The 17334-nt window shown below is 40.4% G+C and carries 14 protein-coding genes; 1 reads left to right on the forward strand and 13 read right to left on the reverse strand.

Annotated elements, in window-relative coordinates:
* Positions 1-66: 66 nt before the first annotated feature.
* The 10 genes from LG336_RS18560 to LG336_RS18605 form a co-directional block, all read right to left on the reverse strand.
* Positions 67-1044: an electron transfer flavoprotein subunit alpha/FixB family protein gene (locus LG336_RS18560; protein WP_404328975.1), complete on the reverse strand. Its 978-nt coding sequence runs from the start codon at positions 1042-1044 to the stop codon at positions 67-69.
* Between the two features lie 16 nt (positions 1045-1060).
* Complete coding sequence (locus tag LG336_RS18565) at positions 1061-1834, reverse strand: electron transfer flavoprotein subunit beta/FixA family protein (RefSeq protein WP_404328976.1); 774 nt, start codon at positions 1832-1834, stop codon at positions 1061-1063.
* A 14-nt stretch (positions 1835-1848) separates the two neighbouring features.
* Positions 1849-2730 carry a 3-hydroxyacyl-CoA dehydrogenase family protein gene (locus LG336_RS18570; RefSeq protein WP_404328977.1) on the reverse strand — a complete coding sequence of 294 codons (882 nt, stop codon included), beginning with the start codon at positions 2728-2730 and terminating at the stop codon, positions 1849-1851.
* On the reverse strand, positions 2720-4342 hold the full coding sequence (locus LG336_RS18575; RefSeq protein WP_404328978.1) for a long-chain fatty acid--CoA ligase: 1623 nt from the start codon (positions 4340-4342) through the stop codon (positions 2720-2722). The genes LG336_RS18570 and LG336_RS18575 overlap by 11 nt, the downstream gene beginning before the upstream one ends.
* Before the next feature lie 21 nt (positions 4343-4363).
* Positions 4364-5380 carry a TAXI family TRAP transporter solute-binding subunit gene (locus tag LG336_RS18580; protein ID WP_404328979.1) on the reverse strand — a complete coding sequence of 339 codons (1017 nt, stop codon included), beginning with the start codon at positions 5378-5380 and terminating at the stop codon, positions 4364-4366.
* An 18-nt stretch (positions 5381-5398) separates the two neighbouring features.
* Positions 5399-7354 carry a TRAP transporter permease gene (locus LG336_RS18585; protein ID WP_404328980.1) on the reverse strand — a complete coding sequence of 652 codons (1956 nt, stop codon included), beginning with the start codon at positions 7352-7354 and terminating at the stop codon, positions 5399-5401.
* Between the two features lie 208 nt (positions 7355-7562).
* Positions 7563-8711 (reverse strand): acyl-CoA dehydrogenase family protein, encoded by a 1149-nt coding sequence (locus tag LG336_RS18590; RefSeq protein WP_404328981.1) that lies wholly within the window; start codon positions 8709-8711, stop codon positions 7563-7565.
* 265 nt (positions 8712-8976) lie between these two features.
* Positions 8977-10650, reverse strand: coding sequence for a sigma-54 interaction domain-containing protein (locus LG336_RS18595; RefSeq protein ID WP_404328982.1), 1674 nt, complete (start codon positions 10648-10650; stop codon positions 8977-8979).
* 187 nt (positions 10651-10837) lie between these two features.
* Positions 10838-11152: a DUF3870 domain-containing protein gene (locus LG336_RS18600; RefSeq protein WP_404328983.1), complete on the reverse strand. Its 315-nt coding sequence runs from the start codon at positions 11150-11152 to the stop codon at positions 10838-10840.
* Between the two features lie 81 nt (positions 11153-11233).
* Positions 11234-12448 carry an acyl-CoA dehydrogenase family protein gene (locus tag LG336_RS18605; RefSeq protein ID WP_404328984.1) on the reverse strand — a complete coding sequence of 405 codons (1215 nt, stop codon included), beginning with the start codon at positions 12446-12448 and terminating at the stop codon, positions 11234-11236.
* A gap of 615 nt (positions 12449-13063) precedes the next feature.
* Between LG336_RS18605 and LG336_RS18610 the strand changes: the two genes are divergently transcribed.
* A complete protein-coding gene (locus tag LG336_RS18610) occupies positions 13064-13561 on the forward strand; it encodes a DUF4367 domain-containing protein (RefSeq protein WP_404328985.1) in 498 nt (165 codons plus the stop codon).
* 73 nt (positions 13562-13634) lie between these two features.
* On the opposite strand, the gene LG336_RS18615 is transcribed toward LG336_RS18610, so the two are convergent.
* From LG336_RS18615 to LG336_RS18625, 3 genes are all read right to left on the reverse strand, one after another.
* Positions 13635-15245 (reverse strand): acyl-CoA dehydrogenase family protein, encoded by a 1611-nt coding sequence (locus tag LG336_RS18615; protein WP_404328986.1) that lies wholly within the window; start codon positions 15243-15245, stop codon positions 13635-13637.
* Positions 15246-15418: 173 nt separating this feature from the next.
* Positions 15419-15730: a YbjQ family protein gene (locus LG336_RS18620; RefSeq protein ID WP_404328987.1), complete on the reverse strand. Its 312-nt coding sequence runs from the start codon at positions 15728-15730 to the stop codon at positions 15419-15421.
* A 192-nt stretch (positions 15731-15922) separates the two neighbouring features.
* The gene (locus LG336_RS18625; protein WP_404328988.1) at positions 15923-17290 is read right to left on the reverse strand and encodes an aspartate aminotransferase family protein; all 1368 of its coding nucleotides are present in this window, start codon (positions 17288-17290) and stop codon (positions 15923-15925) included.
* Between the last annotated feature and the right edge of the window lie 44 nt (positions 17291-17334).

Below are 17334 nucleotides of genomic sequence, written 5' to 3' on the forward strand. Positions count from 1 at the left end.
ACAATATTCTTTTGAATCAGCATTAACTAATCGGAATAAGCCCCCGCCTAAACGGAGGCTCTTCCTTTAAGCCTTTACTAGTAAACTCTTAAACTCTTCGACAAGTAACGGAACAACTTCAAATAAATCTCCAACAATCCCATAGTCTGCTACTTTGAAAATATTGGCTTCAGGATCCTTATTGATGGCAACGATGACCTTAGAGTTTGACATCCCCGCAAGGTGCTGGATAGCTCCGGAAATTCCACAAGCAATATAAAGGTCTGGGGTTACCACTTTCCCTGTCTGCCCGATTTGAAGGGAGTAATCACAATACTCAGCATCACATGCTCCGCGTGAAGCACCTACAGCTCCACCGAGCAAATCTGCTAGCTCCTGAAGTGGTTCAAACCCTTCTTCACTTTTGACTCCACGCCCACCGGCAACAACCACTTTTGCCTCGGAAAGATCAACGCCTTGGGTCGCTTTTTTCGCAACTTCACGGACAATCGTCCGAAGGTCTTTGATTTCAGCAGAAACCTCCGAAATCTCCCCTGTACGTGAGCTATCTATTTCTAGTGGTGGGATATTATTAGGACGAATTGTCGCAAAAATTACTCCATCGGTTACAATTTTCTTTTCAAAGGCTTTGCCTGAATAGATTGGACGGGTAAAGACAACATTTCCACCCTCAACCTCTACATTTACAGCATCAGATACAAGACCACAGCCAAGTTTGCTGGCAATTTTAGGAGATAAATCTTTTCCAAGTGCTGTATGACCCAAAAGAATCGCCTCAGGATTTTCCTGTTCCACGACCGCTAACAAGGCCTGTGCATATCCATCTGATGTATAACCAGCTAACTTCTCATCTTCAACAACGACAGCTCGGTCTGCCCCTGCTACAATCATTTCTTGAGCTAAGCCTTTAACAGAAGAACCTAGAAGGACAGCGACAACTTCCCCATCTTCTGCAATTTTCCTAGCAGCTGCTACTCCCTCGAAAGATACGTTCCGTAGTGCTCCATCACGAACTTCACCTAAAACTGTTACTTTCTTCGCCATTATTCTTTATCCCCCTTTAAATAACTTTTGCTTCTTTATGGAGTAGGTTCACAAGTTCTTTTACCTGTGCATTAAGCTCCCCTTCAAGGACACGACCTGCTTCTTTTGTTGGCGGAAGGAAGATTTCAACCACCTTTGTTTTCGCTTCAACATCGTCTTCTTCCAAATCCAAATCATCTAGTTCAAGCTCTTCAAGTGGCTTTTTCTTTGCCTTCATGATTCCTGGCAATGATGGGTAGCGCGGTTCATTCAACCCTTGCTGTGCAGTAACGAGAACTGGTAGCTTCGTTTCAATCGTCTCTGAATCACCTTCCACATCGCGAACAACTGTAACTTTCTCTCCAGAGATTTCTAGATTCGTAATTGTTGTTACGTATGGAATATCTAATAAATCAGCCACACGCGGTCCGACCTGACCGCTGCCACTATCAATCGCTACGTTCCCAGCAAGAACAATGTCTGCTTCTTTATCCTTTAAGTATTCCGCTAAAATTTTTGCCGTTGTATATTGGTCTCCTGATTCGAGATCGTCTTCCGTATTAATTAAAACCGCTTTGTCTGCACCCATTGCTAACGCAGTACGCAACTGTTTTTCTGCTTCTTCATTTCCAACAGTTACAACCGTTACTTCACCGCCATGGTTATCGCATAGTTGAATAGCTTCCTCTACTGCATACTCATCATAAGGATTGATAATGAATTCTGCGCCCTCTTCATTGATTGCGCCTTTAGCAATCGTAATTTTTTCTTCTGTATCAAATGTCCTTTTTAATAAAACAAAAATATTCATTCGTTTTCCCCCTCCTAAACTTTTGCTGGTACAGAATCGTACGTATAGAATCCTTTTCCAGTCTTTCTGCCAAGTTCGCCTTTTTCAACTTTTTCTTGTACAATTTTTGCCGGTTTATCTTTTTCATCTCCGGATTCTTGGTAACGCTGCATTCGAACAAGATAATTAACATCGATGCCTGTCAAATCCATTAAAGCAAATGGTCCAATTGGATGATTCAGTGCTTTCTTACATACAATGTCAATATCTTCATGACTGGCGATTCCATTTTCAAGTAGGTAGACCGCTTCATCCATTAGTTTTCCGAGAATTCTGTTTGCGACAAAACCTGATATCTCCTTGTTTAATAGCACAGGATATTTATTGATTGATTTCACAAAGGCCATAGCGGTATCAGCTGTTTCTTCAGAAGTATGTGGTCCGCGAACGACTTCGACTAGCTCCATTACAAGTGCTGGATTAAAGAAATGAACATTACATACCTTATCAGGTCTATTCGTCGCGTCGGCAAGCTTAGAGCTTACGATCGTTGAACTATTAGTTGCCAAAATCGCATGTGCTGGTGTGACCTCATCAAGCTTGGTAAATAGGTCTCTCTTTATATCAACTTTTTCAACAATCGCTTCAATGACGATATCGGTATCCTTCAGATCAGTTAATGAAGTAGTGAATACTATTTTCTTAAAGGCCTCTTCTACTTCTTCCGCAGATAACCTCCCTTTTTTCACCCTTTTTCCCATTTGCTCTACTAGGATTCCTTTGCCTTTTTCAAGGCTTTCTGGGCTTACATCCTGCAGAACCACTTGATATTGTGCCAACGCACAGACCATTGCAATTTGGGCTCCCATCGTACCAGCCCCAATTACGGCCACCTTATTTATGTTTTCAACCGGCATCGTTCTTCTCTCCTTTCTCAAGCTCTTCCTTTACTAGCAGTCTTTTTAATAACTTGCCGACTGTATTCCTCGGAAGCTTCTCCCTGATTTCAATGACCTTCGGGACTTTATAGGGCGTTAGTTTTGTATAGCAATACCCTTTTAATTCCTCAAGGTCTATCTGCATTCCATCCTTTGGAACAACGTAAGCCTTTACCAACTCACCTTGTTCCTCATGTGGTATTCCGACAACTGCAGCTTCCTGAATATCAGGGTATTCATACAACACACCTTCAATTTCCTGCGGGTAGATGTTGAAGCCACCGACAATAATCATCTCTTTTTTCCGACCAACAATGTAAAAATATCCATCATCGTCCATCATTGCTAGGTCACCTGTGTGTAGCCAGCCATCTTGAAGAGCTTTGGCGGTTTCTTCTGAATTCCCCCAATAACCTTTCATAATCTGAGGGCCTTTCAGCAATAATTCTCCGACGGATTTGGTTCCTAATTCATTGCCAGCATCATCAACAATCATGCAGTCTGTAAGCGGCATCGGGATTCCAATACTCCCCACTTTTCTAATTCCAAATGGGGGATTTCGATGGGTGGAGGGCGAAGCTTCGGATAGACCAAAGCCTTCTCCAATCGTCGCTCCTGTTAGCTTTTCAAATTTCTTAATTACCTCTACTGGTAACGGAGCTGAGCCAGAGGAGCAAGTCTTTAAACAGTTCAATTTGTACTTTTCAATATCAGGGTGATTTACAAAAGAGATATACATTCGTGGAACCCCTGGAAAAAAGGTCGGCTGATATTTTTTTATCCTTTCTAATACATCAGTGACGTCAAACTTTCGGAACAGTAGAATTTCTGCACCAATAAAGATTCCAAGATTCATAGCACTTGTCATCGCATACACATGATATAAAGGCGTTGCGGTCAACACGGTTTCTTGACCTTTGACCATGTTTTCTCCGTACATCGAGTAACTCTGAACCACATTCGCAACAAGATTCTGATGGGTCAGCATTGCCCCCTTCATTTTCCCCGAGGTTCCACCCGTGTATTGAATAACAGCGACATCGTCGTGTATACTCACTTCTTCGGGTCCCTGAATTGGGGTGGCAAAAGGGATGAGGTTGTCAAGACTTTTAAAATCCTCTTCACCCCAAGTTTCAATTTGGGAACCTATTAAATACCTAAACTTATATAAATCGTTCACTTCCTGAATGGTTTTCATCGATAAAGGATCTCCAACTATGGAGGATACTTTCGAATCGTTCACTATTTGCAGCAACTCTCTAGGTGTATACATTGGATTGATTTGAACCACGGTAATTCCAAGTGCCTGTGCTGCATAATAGCTAATCACATAGTCAGGATGGTTGGCTAACATCAAGCCGAGTCGTTCTCCTTTCTTAAAGCCCAGATCCTTCCAAGCTCCAGCTAAGAGATCCACTTGGTTTTTCAGCTGACGATAGCTGATTTTCTCATCTTCGAAAATGATGGCTGTTTTATCACCGTAAACTTTCACGGTCTCTTCAAGCATTGAGTAAAGAGAAATCTCAGGTATCTCTATATCAGCATTTTGGTTGTAATATTTGTACCATGGCCGTTTTTCTATATTTTGCAATCCACTTCACCTCACTGCTTATTAATTCAATACACCTTGCTCTTCATAATATTTTTTCGCACCTGGGTGTAATGTTTCTGGATCAATACCATCCAAAACAGTATCAAGGGTGAAATGCTTTGCACGTTCAGGAATTTGTGCTTCAAACGAATCCATGTTATCCCAGAATACTTTTGTTAGATTGTATACATATTCTTCATCTAAATCCTTATGAGCTGTCAACATGGTAACCATTGTATAAGTTGGGATGTCCTCATCCTGGCCTTTATACGTTCCGGCTGGTACATTATCATAGGAAATACCTAACCCCTTTTTACTAATGCTTTCTAGTTTATCCTGATCGATTGGCAGAACCTTCACTTGGTTGGTCATTTCAATTTCCTGTAGTGATGGAATTGCAGGGGCACCACCTCCAAGGAATACATCGACATTGCCGTCTGCCATCATTGAAGCGCCATCATTATAGCTACCATAGGAGATTTTTCCTCCTGCCTCTTCAATCGTTTTCTCATCAATTCCGTACTCCGCCATCATTCTCCAGAATGCAACCGGACCACCGCCATCCTTAGGTCCAAGAAAGATATGCTTATCGACAATATCTTCGATTGTATTAATATCCTCGTTTTTCTCAAGAGTAGCAATGGTTTGGTAAACAGGATATAAGGAGGCTACACCTGTAACAGTATCAATCTTTTTATCAAAGCTTCCTTCTCCCTTAATGGCATCTGCGAAATCAGATGTATAATTGAGAGCTATTTCAACATCCCCAACATCCAAAGACCTTAAGTTAGCTGTAGAACCCCCTTCAATTTGTGAAGCATTCAACCCGCTAAAATTATCCATATAGATTTCCGACATCACCGTCGTAATTGGAAACCAACCAGATCCCATAGGACCAGATCCTATGCGCAAAAACTTGCTAGGTGCGTCTAACTTGCCTTCTTCTCCTGAGGCAGCGTCATTTCCACCAGAACCGCATGCAGCTAGTAGTAAAGTAGTACAAATCAGCAATAGTAAACTCAATTTTAATTTTTTCAACAAAATCGCTCCTTGTTTTTAAACGTTTAATTGTTTCGTTGTTGATTCCATTACTGTACGTTTTTGCCAGAGATACACTAGCAAAAACAAGCCAAGTCCAACAATATCAGTTAGTAATCCCGGAATAACAAGGACAGCTGAAGCTGTAAACATTAAGATTCTTTGAATCAAGTTCAATTCATTGACCAAATACCGTTCAATCGCAGCTGAAAAGAGAAAACAGCTAAATAGAGCGCTTACAACAGCTAGGATAATTTCCAAAGTATTCTCGCTTTGTAGCAACAGCTCCGGATTATAAACGAATATAAACGGGATAAGAAACCCACCTGCTCCAATCCTAATTGCGTACAATGCAGTAGCATTTGGATTAGAACCTGCAATACCTGCCGTTGTATACGCCGTAATGGCAACTGGAGGCGTTAACCCTGACAATACTCCAAAATAAAAGACAAACATATGGGCCGCAATTAGATTAACCCCTGCATCAACAAGAGCAGGAACTCCTAATACAGAAAGAATGACATAGGCGGAAACCGTTGGCATCCCCATTCCAAGTACTATTGAAGCTACTGCAATCAAGAGTAGTAGGAGAAATAATTGACCGCCAGCAAGGTCAATGACAAATCTTGAAAAATTCAAGCCAAGACCGGTCAATGAAACGGCCCCAACGATAATTCCCGCTGTTGCACAAGCTGCAATAACCGCAAGTGATCCCCTGATTCCTGTTTCAAGAGCAGCAAGAATATCCAAAAAACTCATTCTTGTTGACTTACGAATCCAACTAATTCCTACTGTTATCAGGATTGCATAAAATCCCGCTTTCATAGGACTATAACCATAAATCATCAAGCCAATAATAATTAAGATTGGGAGAAATAAATAACCCTGTTTTAAAAGAATTTTCATTGGGTCAGGAAGCTGTTCCCTTGGTATGCCAGCTAGTTTAAGGCGCTTTGCATGGAAGTAAACCATAAAGCCAGCAATTAAAAAGTAAATCACAGCCGGTATCAGTGCATACAAGGCTAGTTTAATATAAGGAACTCCAGTTGCTTCCGCCATAATAAACACGGATGCTCCCATAATTGGTGGCATGATTTGACCACCCTGTGATGCTACTGCTTCAACTGCGGCTGAGAATTTCTTAGAATAACCAAGTTTCTTCATTAAAGGAATTGTAAAGGAACCCGTAATCGCAGCATTCGCTGCACCATTTCCAGTAATTGTTGAAACTAGAGCACTTGCCCCAACAGATGATAATGCTGGACCACCTGTTTTGTTCCCTAATGCCCCAAAGGCAAAGTTTGTGAAGAATTGTCCGCCTCCCGATTTCATTAAAAATGAGCCAAACACCACAAATAACACTAGTATCGTCGAACTCACATAAATCGGGGAACTAAAAATCCCCAAGGTACTGTTAAACATTTGGTCAATCATTTTGCCATATCTAGCCCCCGGATGAGCAAGTATTCCAGGGAAGTATTGACCAAAGAAGATGTATACAAGGAAAAATAATCCGATTAACATCATGAAAAAGCCGTTAGTTCTCCTTGTAGCCTCGAGAACAAGCACAAGTAAGAGGGTACCAAAAACCATATCATTTGTGCCCACATTCCCTTGTCTACTTTGAATACCTTCTGCACCAAAAATGATGTAGGCACCTACTGTCATCGTGATAAGAACAAAAAGTATATCGACTACTCCGAACTTCCCGCCCTTTTTAAATGGGAACAATAGGAATATTAGAATCAATGCCCAAACAACATGGATACTTCTTTGTTCCCATGAAGGTAGCGTGCCAAAGCCGGCAGTATATACATGAAAAACAGACATTCCGATTGCGAGCAGTGAAATGATCAACATAAGTACTCGTGATTTATTCCAACCCTCTTTACGAGAGTTCCATAGCTCCTCGACATATGCCTGTTTTTCTTTTATCGAAGTGTCAATTACCTTTGGTCTCTGTGTATTTTCCATACTCTTCCCTCCTTTACAGCCTATAGAAGTCCCTATGCGCTGCCTCCATCACCGAAAACACCTGTCCCGTTACAAATAGCAGGACTGACAGAGAAAAGAACTGTCCCTTTAAGAACTCCAAACTCTTTCCCTGCGCCTATCATTAAAGCAAGTTTATTCTCTATCTTAAATTATTCGTTTTTCGGATCATGCCTACCCATTGACAACATTAATTTTCTTCTAAAATTCTTCTAGCTATGATTAAACGCTGAATTTCATTCGTACCTTCATAGATTTTAGTAATCCTTGCATCACGGTAAAAGCGTTCTACTGGGTAATCAGATACATATCCCATTCCACCGTGAATTTGGACTGCTTTGTCAGCAACACGATTAAATACCTCGGATGCAAACAACTTTGCCATTGAAGCTTCCTTAATCACGGTCTTTCCTTCATCGACCATATAAGCTGCCTTTAATGTGAGAGTTCTAGCAGCTTCCGTTTCAGTAGCCATATCCGCCAGCATCCATTGAATGGCTTGATTATCGGCAATTGGACGTCCAAATTGAATTCTTTCCTTTGCATAAGATGCAGATAGCTCTATCAACTTATCACATGAACCTACCGCTCTTGCAGCCAAGCCAATACGGCCTTCACCTAGTATTTTTAATGCTGACATATATCCCATTCCAACTTCTCCAATTACGTTTTCCGCTGGAACCTCACAATCTTCAAAAATTAACTGAGCCGTATAGGAACCTTTTAAGCCCATCTTTTTATCTTGTTTGCCAATCGTGAATCCTGGAAAACCCTTTTCAACAAGAAATGCAGTAATTCCACCCTTGGCGCCTTTTTCTTTATCTGTCATTGCAAAGACCGTAAATACATCCGCTACTGGAGCATTCGTAATAAAATGCTTTGTTCCATTTAAAATCCACTTATCTCCAACCTTTTCAGCTCTAGTTGCCAAATTGGTTGCATCGGACCCTGCTCCTGGTTCTGATAGTGCAAACGCAGCTATTTTTCTCCCTGCCGCCATATCTGGTAAATACTTCTGTTTTAAATAATCAGAAGCCAACTTCACAAGACCTGTACTTCCAATTCCTGTATGGGCACTAATTAAACTGACAAAGCCATTATGTGTTCGACCTAACTGTTCAAGTACAACCGCTTTCCCAACTGTATTTAAACCAATACCACCATACTCCTCGGGAATACTGATTCCAAATAAGCCTAATTCCTTCGCCTGTTCAATTAAATGCTGAGGAATTTGGTCCTCATCCTCAATTTGCTGTGCAAAAGGTTCGACTTCCTTCTCGACAAAGTTCTTCACCATTTGTTTCATTTGTTCAATTTCCTGTGGAAGTGTTGCTAACATATGTATTTCCCCCTTTAATTCGTATACCCTTTAAATATGCAAGAAGCGTGCCAAACTTGGAAACCTATTTATATCAATATTTAGAATGTTTTATTTATTGTCAGTGATTCAATAATGAATCACATTTCTTATGTAAAAGCCTAGTAGTAGGCTGATTCTAATGATTCATTTTTGAATTTACGATACAGTTTTGAATCACATAACCTAACAATTTACTTAAACAAATGACAAAAACCACTATTCATCTACAAATAGTGGTTTTTGTTTAGGCATCATTAGCATTTAGTTTATATTTTTTCAACTTCCTGACAATTGTTGGCTGACTTGTTTTAAGAGCTTTTGCTAATTCGTACGTATTCGTATATTTCTTTAATGCTAGTTGGAGGATCTTTCGCTCAGCAAATTCACCGGCTTCTTTCAAGGTCATCATTTCATTAACCTCAAGGGTGACCTCTTTTGCCTCACGATATTCGATAGGCAGATGCTCTACCTTTAGTTCCTCTTCTTCTGTGACAAGAACCAACCGCTCAATCAAATTGGCCAACTCTCTTACATTTCCTGGCCAGCTATATTGGTAGAAAAAATCATTCAGGCTTGAAGAGGCATTCTTTTTCTTGTGATATTTCGTATTCATAACAGTGAAATAATACGATACAAGAGGCAAAATATCATCTTTTCTCTCCGCAAGACGCGGAATTGCAATTGGAACCACGTTAAGACGATAAAATAAATCTTCGCGAAACTCCCCCACTGAAACCATCTCTTTTAAATTCCTATTGGTTGCTGCAATAATTCTTACATTCAATTTTTGAGGTTTGGTACCTCCAAGGCGTTGGACTTCTCTTTCCTGAATAACTCGGAGTAACTTTACTTGGAGATGAAGCGGAAGTTCCCCTACTTCGTCTAGAAATAATACCCCCTCATTGGCCAACTCGAACATTCCTGGTTTCCCTTTAGCATTCGCTCCAGTGAATGCTCCAGATACATAGCCAAATAACTCTGATTCTAGCAAGTCAGGTGGTATTGCCCCGCAATTGATTTTGATAAATTCCCCGTTTCGACTTCTTTCACTATTTTCATAGATAAAACGAGCCAAAACATCTTTTCCTGTCCCTGTCTCTCCAAGTATAAGAACGGTCGCATCCACATTTGCAACCCTTAAAGCTGAGTCATAAATTCTTTTCATTGAATGACTGCGGATAATAACTCCATCTGGACGCACCGATTTGCCTTTAAGTCGTTCAATTTCTTTTTTATAACTATCATTTAATTGATTTGCTTTACTTAACGCAACTTGTAGCTCATTTAATTCGGATAAATCACGAATATTTGTAACAATACTCTCAATTTCTCCTTTTTCATTAAAAACAGGATTTCCTGTTAAGAGCGTTTCGCGCCCTAAATAATTTTCTTGAACAAGGGAAACGGCACGTTTTTTTTCGAGTACTCGATGAGTGACCGAATTTTTAAGAATGCCTCGTTTCATTAAGTCTTCAACTTTTTTACCCTGATAGTATTCTTTTGGAATTCCAGTGAGACGCTCAATTGCTGAATTTGTTTTCACTGTAACGCCATCTTTATCAGTTATATAGATTCCATCATAGGAATTTTCAATGATCGCATCTAATTCGCGGTTTACTCTCCTAGCCTCCTCCAACTCTTGAACGAGCGAAGTTAATTCGGAGGAAAATGTTCCAATGTAGACCAAATCATCCGAATCGGCAAAGTGGTCTTTAATAAAGATACAATTCTTCTCTTGGCAGGAAGCATAAATGATTTTTCCTCCGCGCAACTCTTTCCAACTAGAGAAAACATCCTTAATATGCTGATTATAAATAGTCTTAGAGTTTGGCAGATATCGTAGTAAAACCTCATTGCTGTAACGTATGACTCCCTCACTAGATGCCACAAACAAAGAAAACGGGAGATTATCAGTCATAACTGCCTCCATGAAAATCACCTCAAACAATAATTAAGTTCTATATATATATTCTTTTTCAACTCAAAAAGCCCTTTCCCCTTTTACGGATTACCCACCGGTCTGAAAAGAAAGAAACCCGGTAGCTTTCAGCACTTCAAAAGCTGGCACCGGGTATCTACAACGAATAAGGAAGTAAAAGTTGTTATTATTTATGTTTTATTTGTTGAAATTGGTAATGGAGATCCGCTAATGCCGCAATGATGGCATTAGTCGCTTTCCCATAATAATTTTGTTTTACCTCTTCGACCAGGTCATCGACTCCATGGAGTATGCTATGTCCTCGTAATAATCTTCCAATATAGTCACGGCCATGTTCGGTTGCAAGTGTGCAAGATGCTTCAAGGATCACCCCATACTTCCTATCTAGCTCAACCGTAATGGTTAGTGTCTCATAAACATTCTTCGCAGCCATTCCAGCTGGTAGCCTTGAATGGCCGGCCACAAACATCGTTTCTGCCATCTGCCTTCACCTCTTTGTACGATTAGTACAATTATTCGTGTTCGAAGTGGCAGAATCCTGCTTGATATAGCAGATCCTTATTTAACTCTTAACAGTTTCTTTCTTTTCATAAGGCCAAGCTGGAAGTGGATTACTCAGTGGCTTATCTTCTCTGTAACCAAGTAGGTATTCAGCCTGCATAACAGTGTGAATTTCCCTTGTTCCTTCATAAATAACTGGCGCCTTGGAATTACGTAAAAATCTTTCAACTGGGTACTCATTCGAAAATCCATATGCTCCATGAATTTGAACCGCATCATTGGCCGCTTCATTTGCAAAATCACATGCCTGCCACTTAGCAAGAGACGTTTCACGGGTATTGCGCTTTCCTTCATTTTTTAGGCAACCTGCACGGAAAACAAGTAGCCTTGACATTTGATAACCAGCTTCCATTTTCGCAATCATCTGTTGAACTAACTGATGTTTCCCAATCTCTTTTCCGAATGTTTTTCGCTCATGGCAGTATTTTACACTTTCTTCGATAGCAGCACGAATTTGACCAACTGCCCCAGCAGCGACGGTAAAGCGACCGTTATCTAGTGCAGACATCGCAATTTTAAAGCCTTCCCCTTCTTGCCCAAGTAAGTTTTCCTTTGGAACACGGACATTGTCAAAGAAGAGCTCACCGGTATTGCCGGCACGAATTCCTAACTTTCCTTTAATGGCCTTCGAGGAGAATCCTGGCATTGTCCTCTCAACGATAAAGGCAGAAATGCCATTATGTTTTTTGCTTTTATCTGTGTAAGCAAATACAAGGAAATGATCAGCATAATCACAAAGGGAAATCCACGTCTTCTGACCGTTCAGTATGTAATGGTCACCATCAAGGACAGCAGAAGTTTGCATTGCCGCAACGTCTGAACCAGCATTTGGCTCAGTCAATCCGAATGCCCCAACCTTTAATCCCTTTGCCTGTGGGACTAAGTATTTCTGCTTTTGTACTTCGGAGCCCCATTGAAGAAGTGTCATGCTATTTAACCCAGTATGAACCGAAACTGCTGTACGAAATGCTGTATCGCCACGCTCAAGTTCTTCACAAACAATTGCTAGTGTATTGTAATCCATTCCGCTACCGCCGTACTCCTCAGGAATACATACCCCCATTAATCCTAGTTCCGCAAGTCGACCTAAAATCGAAGATTCAAAATGTCCCTTTTCATCCCACTCACGAATATAAGGATTGATCTCCTTATCAACAAATTCCTTTACCATTTTCTGAACCGCTAATTGCTCATCACTTAAATTAAAATCCAACATTTCTCCATCTCCTCTTTTAAAGTTTGGCTCTGTTAAACTGGTATGTTGATTTCCACTCCAGGCACTCGCTCTCCGCGGGCGTGACGGGGAGCCTCCTCGGCGCTATAGCGCCTGTGGGGTCTCCCCTGTCCCGTTATCCCCTAGGAGCCGAGTGACTTCCGCTCCAATCAACGGTTAAAACCATCAGTATTCTATAACAGAGATTAAAAATAAAAGCCAGTTGCACAGAAAATGCAACCGGCTCTTGTCTGTGTTTTCAGACTAGACAGTTTAAATCTAATTATTCAGAATCAAAAACGCTTAATTTGCCTTTTACGGATCCTAAGAGGGCTAACTCTTTAGAGGTATTCGGCTACTATTAAAATTATACAATGATGACTGAAGGAGCGCAATATAATTTATTGAAAATTTAAAACATTATTTTAATATAGCATACATTGAAACCTAAAGATAAAATTTCAATGAGACAAACAAAAACAACATATAAGGCATGGATGGCAAAAAGGACAGGGATTAAGACATTGACAATGTTAATAGTGCATATACATTGGTAACGATGCCGAATTTTTTTCATTGTATGCTTCATTCAAATAAAACAAGATGAAAGGAGGACTCATGAAGTATTATTTCATCATTGGATCCATTTTTATAGTTCTGGTCTTCGGTTCTCTTTTCCTTTTTACTAAACGAACGGTTGAAGTTGAAACCATCCATTTCAATATGAATGAAACAGAAGAAGCCTTTAAGGTCTTAGAATTTGATATAAAACAACCAACTTATCTTCCAAATAATATGAAATTAAGAGAAGTTACCATTGGCATGGTTGATGGGAAGCAGCAGATGATTGGGCTACGGTATGGAAATAAAGACGATACCCATGAGTTTGAGTTTTCAGCTACTCTAAGTGGTGAATCTCTAAAAGACATCGCTTCTAAGGACGAATACTGGCAGTGGACAGAAGTAGAAATTGGAGGTATTCAGGGTCTTGTTGGAATCAACGATTCATCAAAAGACCGCAGCATTGTACTTCGAATAGATGGAACTTTATATCGTTTTTATTCAAAAGAGATGGAGACCCGACAGCTATTAAAAATTGCAAAAAGTCTTAAATAAACAAAAGTGGTTTCTCAATTTAAGAAAACAAGAGCTAGAAAAAACTCTAGCTCTGTTTTTACTTTTGTGATCCCTATACTATCTCTTGTAAAGCCACGGACTGATATTCCTTGAAAAACGCGTCGCAAAACGAATCCCATTCATTAGCAGCTTCCATTGAGGCTTCATCTACTTCACCTAGGACAGGCTTTTGTAGCAAATCAATTAACTGGATAGAGTATCGTTCAATTGTTTCCTGCTGAGTCCCTTCAAGTACATTTTCAACAAATTCTTCAGGTGCATACCACTCTGCTACTCTTTGAAGGTCCCGGTAGATTTGCGTTAATAACAGGTTTCTTGGACCTTCCCATTGTTCATTGACCACCACATCGCGGAAAATCCTCGGTAAGGATGAAAACTCCTCCATTACCCCATGCCCACCAAAAATTGAAATTGCCTCACGAAGTACATCGGCTCCTTCATTTGTTGTACACATTTTCTGCAATAAAACTAGCTCTCTTAAATTAAACAATTGCTTTCTAATTTCCATTGGCTGCTCTGATTTTATGCCAGGATTAAGTGGTTTTTCTAGTTTGAGGAAAAGGTCATAAATTTTAAAAGCCCCGGCTGTCGTCCGTTGAGCTGCATTTTTAATATATTTCAGTTTTCTCGCTGAGAGTGGATAATCTTTTACCTTTTTACCAAAGACGGTTCGGAAGTCACTATAGAGGCTCGCTTCCCTATACGCCCGAAGCATAAATCCAGCACAAGCAATCCCAATCTCGAGACGTGATAGAGTAAGCACGATCCCAACTGCAACCGCAATTCCCTTATCCTTAGGACCAATTGGATAGGCAATAGCTCCATCGTATTGAATTTCACCCGTAGGCAATTCGGCTGTTCCCATTTTCCATTTAATTCGATTGATTTCATACCCATTCCGCTTTTCCTTTTCCTTATCTCCCGGAAGCCAGGATGGGACTATAAAGGTTGAAACTTTATCTGTTCCAGTAATCTTGGCCGTGACAACCGAATAGTCAGCATGTGCTACCGAACAGAAAAACTTATTGCCATACAAATAATAGCGCTTACCATCTGGTACAGCTTCAAGCAGATTTGCTGGAAGGTCAGAGCCCCCCTGAATTTCAGACATAAACTGCGCACCAATTGCGAAATCGCCATCTAAGCCTTCCTTTGTATGTAATAGGATCTCTTTAAGTTCCGGCAAATCCGCATCAGGGAATTCACCAAGAAGGGCAATAAGACCATGGGTACATGTTAATGGACAAGTAACTCCAGCTTCCCCAAGCTGATGAATCAACATGCGTTTTACAAAACTTTCCCATGGAGCGATATTACTCGAAAACAATCCTTCTCCGAATACTAGCTTTTCTAGTTGTTGAGTCTCCATTGGGCGCACGACACGGTCAATCCGATTATTAAATGCATCGTAATGCATCATATACGGCCGAACTTCAGGTCTTGCTGCTCGCTCAGCCAATTGATTCATTTTTTTCGAAACCGTTGGTGAAAACGATAATAAGGCTTTTTCCACTGCCTCATGTTGATCCCCAGTATATTTTTTTACTACCTTTCGTAAAAAAGGATCATCGCGGAACCAATCTACTTGATCACGTTTTGTCACAAACTCTTCAAAGGTGTAAGGATTTCCCCCTTTAGTTCTATCCTGAGAAACCAAGGTCATACAATCTCCTCCCTTTACTTAAAACACCATAGTCAACTAGTAGGAAGTATAAACTTTACACATTATGCCTTTTATAGACTGAATAGTACCCAGTTCCGTCCCTTCACTACAAAATAAACAATCGCGATGATAAAGACTTGGCGAGGCTTCTTTTTAAGGCGTATCTTCTATGCTTATTCAACCACAACTGCAGTCCCATAACCAATTAATTCAGAAGTACCCTGACCTGCTGAAAGCTCGAGTCGCAGTCCCACGATGGCATTGGCCCCAACTTGTTCCGCTTGTTGAATCAGCCGTGATTTAACCGTTATTTTAGAATCCTCTAACATTTCTGTATAACTTTTTAACTCTCCACCAACAATCGACTTCAGACCGGAAAGAAGGTCTTTTCCGATATTCCGCGATTGAACAATGCTACTTGTAACCACACCTTTTACCTCAACAATGTTTTTATTTGCTACGGTATCTGTAGTGACCATTATCATACTATTTCCTCCCTTTTAGTTCGGACTCTTACCCCTAAATTTCGATCATACTAGATCATAATCCTGCCATAATTAAAAACTCAACCCTTGAGTTATACGCTTTTTGTTCGTTCTTTGAATGAGCTTTTGATTTTGGGCATATCAATCGGTATAGCTGACCTCAAAAAAAGCAGATGGCTTGACACCATCTACTTATCCCTTTTTCCTTTGAATTAATTTAGCAATCTCCTCAGATACAGTTTTAATGAGAAAATCAACTTCTTCCTTTTTAATTGTTAATGGAGGTGCCATACTTAATACATTATTATATCCTGCAACAGTAGCTCCATTTTTACCGATTATAATTCCTTTTTGTTTACAGCCGGAAATAACTTGATTTAAATATTCAACATTAAGAGGAGCTTTTGATTCCCTATCTTTAACCAGTTCAATTCCCACTAATAACCCCTTGCCACGGATATCACCAACAAGAGGATGGTCACGCAGTGCATCCAATAACCCTTCTTTTAAATAGGTGCCCATTTTTTTTGAGCGAGAAAACAGATTTTCATTTTCCATGATTTCCAGATTTTTTATCCCAAGTGCACAGGCTGCCGGGTTTCCTCCAAATGTATTAACATGGCGGAAATAATCGTATTCTTCCGTCCCTTTGAATGCCTCATAGATCTCCTTCTTTACTGCCGTGGCCGATAATGGTAAATAGGCACTTGTAATCCCTTTAGCCATCGTAATTACATCTGGTTTGACTCCGTAATTCATAAAGCCAAACGGCTCACCTGTGCGCCCAAACCCACAAATTACCTCATCAACAATTAGCAAAGCTCCATGTTTTTCACAAACCTCCTTAACTCCTGACAAGTAGGCATCAGGCGGAATTAAAATTCCTCCACCTGTGATAATCGGCTCCATTATGACCCCGGCGATGGTTTCACTTAATTCCCATGTCATCACATTGTCGATATCCTTAACCGATTGTAACTCCTCTGGTTTCGACTCCTTTTTATCAGATGACCGATATAAATCCGGAGGCGCAACATGAATGAACCCTGGAGCCAATGGCTCATATTTATATTTTCGTTGTGCTTGCCCTGTTGCCGCTAATGCCGCCATCGAATTTCCATGGTAGCCCCGATACCTAGAAATAAATTTATAACGGTTAACATCTCCCTTTTGCTGATGGTATTGCCTTACAATTTTAAAGGCAGTCTCATTGGCTTCTGATCCACTATTTGAAAAGAAGATGACATAGTCTTCCCCGAGCATTTCGTTTAATTTTTCAGCTAACTCAATGGCAGGACGATGACTTTGAGTAAGGGGAAAATAAGCCATGTTTTTTAACTGCTCGTACGCAGCCTCTGCCAATTCTGTCCTCCCGTACCCTACATTTACACACCAAAGCCCAGCCATTGCATCTAGATATCGTTTCCCATTTTGATCAACAACCCATGCTCCCTCCGCCTTCTCAACCACCATGGTAGTGTCCGGGCTATAGGTCTTCATCGAATGCCAAAGATACTCTTTATCTTTCATCAAGAGGTCATCGTCCTTCCTGTTTCCCATCTACTTACCTCCCATTCTAAAAATGGTTGTGTTATATAACACGT

It is taken from the genome of Mesobacillus maritimus, from assembly GCF_044803185.1.
GTDB classification, from domain to species: Bacteria; Bacillota; Bacilli; order Bacillales; family Cytobacillaceae; genus Mesobacillus_B; species Mesobacillus_B maritimus_B.